This window comes from Paenibacillus sp. 01T422 (genome assembly GCF_056398785.1).
The window spans coordinates 1-3,210 of sequence record NZ_JBFTQB010000774.1 but is presented as its reverse complement, the minus strand read 5'-3'; the positions used below and the strand labels follow the sequence as shown (position 1 = coordinate 3,210).

Annotated in this window: 3 protein-coding genes; 2 read left to right on the top strand and 1 reads right to left on the bottom strand. The window is 41.6% G+C overall.

Annotation, left to right across the window (positions count from 1 at the left end; translation table 11 throughout):
- Positions 1-15: 15 nt before the first annotated feature.
- Entirely contained in the window at positions 16-612 is a 597-nt protein-coding gene (locus AC1DUA_RS30985; RefSeq protein ID WP_477503402.1) for a TetR/AcrR family transcriptional regulator, read from the bottom strand.
- Positions 613-747: 135 nt separating this feature from the next.
- Here AC1DUA_RS30985 and AC1DUA_RS30980 point away from each other — a divergent pair, with 135 nt between their 5' ends.
- Together AC1DUA_RS30980 and AC1DUA_RS30975 are read left to right on the top strand one after the other, a co-directional pair.
- Positions 748-1,938, top strand: coding sequence for an MFS transporter (locus tag AC1DUA_RS30980; RefSeq protein WP_477503401.1), 1,191 nt, complete (start codon positions 748-750; stop codon positions 1,936-1,938).
- 422 nt (positions 1,939-2,360) lie between these two features.
- Positions 2,361-3,210: alpha/beta hydrolase (locus AC1DUA_RS30975; protein WP_477503400.1), on the top strand; the 850-nt coding region annotated here is incomplete at its 3' end.

Genomic DNA, 3,210 nt, shown 5'->3' with positions numbered 1-3,210 from the left:
CTCATGAACTGAGGCTCAACTAGGTTGAGAAAAGACAAAGGAGTCTCCTAACATCCGCTCAACCACTTGTTGAAAAGCTAACCTTTTGTGGTTCAACGTTTCCTCAGGCCAAGTAAAAATACCTGGGTCGAACATAAAATTGATCCCCATGAGCAATATTTCTGCGGTTTCCTGCAGATGCTGAATGCGGAAAATTCCTTCCGTCACCCCTTGCTCCAGAATCCGGATAACGTAAGGTACGCTTAGCTGGACAGTCTGAACGAGAACTTTCTGATGAATAAACGCGTTATTCTCGTGGTGTAGAAACTCTAGAATTTTACTTTCTTCTTCGTTAGGCTGTTCCCCCCATAAGATGGTATGGAGTTTGGCTTCTGTTGTCATAGGGCTATCGGTTAAGGTACTGATCGTGTTCACTTTCTCGGTGACCAAGCTGTCTACAATCGCCGACATAATGTCACTTTTTGTCTTGAAATGATAATAGAACGTCCCTTGAGCCACTCCTAATTTTTTGACAATATCACTAACAGCAGTTTGCTCATATCCCTTTTCACTGAAAAGCTCTAAGGAAGCATCGATGATTTCTTTTCGCCGAACTTCCGGTTTTTTGGACACTCTTGTCAAGGTTTTCATCCTTCCCGTTGTAGCGCTAATATTATTGTATTGACTGACTGACTCCAAGTCAATATAATAAGAAAGCAATGCAATAAATGACTGATTGTCAGTCATATTTGAAAGGGAGATATTATTATGAAACTCAAACTACTCGTGTACGTGATAGGATTCAGTGCCTTTGCCGGATCACTCGGCCAGAATTTATATACACCTCTATTAGCCGATATGCAAAAAAGCTTGCACACAACCAGCTACATGATGAGTTTGACTGTATCCTTATTTTTGGTTGCTTTAGCTGTCATGCAGGTCATTTTTGGCTCATTGGCTGATTCAAAAGGAAGAAAAAGAATTCTCATACCAGCATTAATTGTTTATGCGATTGCGTCTATAGGATGTGCTTTTTCTCATTCCATTGGCTTATTTCTTGTATTCCGTGTCCTTCAGGGAATAGGTTCAGCAGCAATTCCAGTTGTCGGAGCAGCCGTTATCGGTGATTTATTTCGTGGAAATGAGCTGGTAAAGGGTATGGCAACTTATCAGCTAATGCTTCTATTAGCGCCTGCTATCGGTCCACTTCTCGGCGGTTTAATCGGGGAGAAGTTTGGTTATCAAGGTGTATTTCTATTTTTAACGGCTATAATATTGTTATTATTGATCGCGAACATGAAACTACTGATTGAAACCAAACCTCAGGGTGCGACACCTAAGCCTTTTGCTTTGAAATCGTTCAATGTGATTTTTAAAAATCATCTTAGTGCAGTCGTCTTGGTTTATGGTTTTGCACAAAGCGTTGTGTATTTAGTTTATATCGTATTTCTGCCGCATATTTTAGGAAATCTTTATCATATGGCAGCAGGTAAAATTGGCGTTATCCTACTAGCTATGTCCGCGTCAACCATTGTTAGTATTAGAATTGGCAGTTGGATGCGAAATCAGATAGGCAATAAAGCAAGTTTAGTATTTGCATTTTTGTTACAGTCATGCACGGTAATTTCGTTTGCTTTAACAGCACACTTGTCTCTATCGGTGTTAATCGGGGCTATCTGCTTATTTGGGTTCGCCATGGGATTGACTGTGTCACTTCCAGTGACCATTCTAGCAGAGCAATTTCCGGAGGAGCGTGCAACAGCAATCGGAGTATATAACCTTGTTCGTTATTTGGGGATGGCGGTTGGCCCTGTGATTGGTGCTAGACTCTATTCGGATAGCAATTTAAAACCCTTGTTCTTAACCAGCGGTTTAGCATTCCTAGTATTAGTCTTGGTTGGGGCCGCGTGGATAGGTTTGAAACGTACGAGCGCCCAAAGTTCTTTCATTGCTAAGTAAGGATTAATCTTATATTGGAATAAGAAAAATAGGGCATCATTTTCGTTTAAATTAATATTAACAGCCGCGTATAACACTGAGAAAGTGTATGTAACTGGATTTAGTATGGGGGGAAACGGAACTTGGGATTTTGCTGCCAGGTTGCCTGAGCCACAAAGTGATGGAAGAGACATTTAACAATCAAGAATTATATAGCTGGCTGTTGAGACATAATAGAAATTTAACTTTGGATGATTCTAACTGAACGAGGCGCTGAGATGATAGCGAGCTGCCGGAGCTTTTGATTAATGGGGAAATTGAAGTGGTAGAAATTATCGAAGAGTTCTTCACTTAAGGCTATCGCAACACAATTAATAGATTGATTTCCTTTCAAATGGGTTAATAATTTTGGACTTCTAAATAAAAGTAAAGGTGGTTCCAAAATGAAGAAGATCGTACTTGAACGAGCTGCACAAGAATTTGTTGAAGCGACTGCTAATCCACCCTATCTCTTTGATTTAGGACCGGAAAAAGGTAGGAAATCAGTAGACGACGTTCAAAATGGACCTATAACAAAACAACCCGTAGATGTGGAGAACGTAACAATTCCGGGAGGACCCTTAGGGGACATATCTCTCACTATTCTTCGTCCTATTAACACATCTGGTGCTCTACCTGTGATTCTGTACACCCATGGTGCTGGCTGGGTTTTCGGTAATGAACACACGCATGATCGATTAATTCGAGAATTAGCGGTGGGGTCGCAATCCGCGGTTGTTTTTACAAACTATAGCCTATCACCGGAAGCAAGATACCCGGTTGCGATTGAGGAAGTATTCACAGCTCTGAAATGGGTTGCTGAACATGGCAGTGAAAAGGGATTAAACGCAAACAACATAACGGTTGCAGGAGATAGTGTCGGTGGTAACATGAGCGCTGCCATTACATTATTGGCCAAAGAGCGCGGAGGACCTCATATCCGCAAACAGTTGCTCTTTTATCCAGTAACAGACGCATCCTTTGAGACAGAATCCTATAAGGAATTTTCAACAGGATATTTCCTCCGACAGGATGCAATGAAATGGTTCTGGGACCAGTATACAACTGACCCAACCGAAAGAGATGAGATTACTGCCTCACCATTAAGAGCTTCGGTAGAACAATTGAAAGGACTTCCAGATGCACTTGTGATAACAGCTGAAGCAGACGTTCTAAGGGATGAAGGAGAAGCCTATGCGAATAAACTGAGAGAAGCGGGAGTTCGGGTAACAGCTGCACGTTTCCAAGGTACAA

Coding starts and splice junctions, on each gene's coding strand:
- AC1DUA_RS30980 (WP_477503401.1), top strand. CDS start 748: ATGAAACTCAAACTACTCGTGTACGTGATAGGATTCAGTGCCTTTGCC.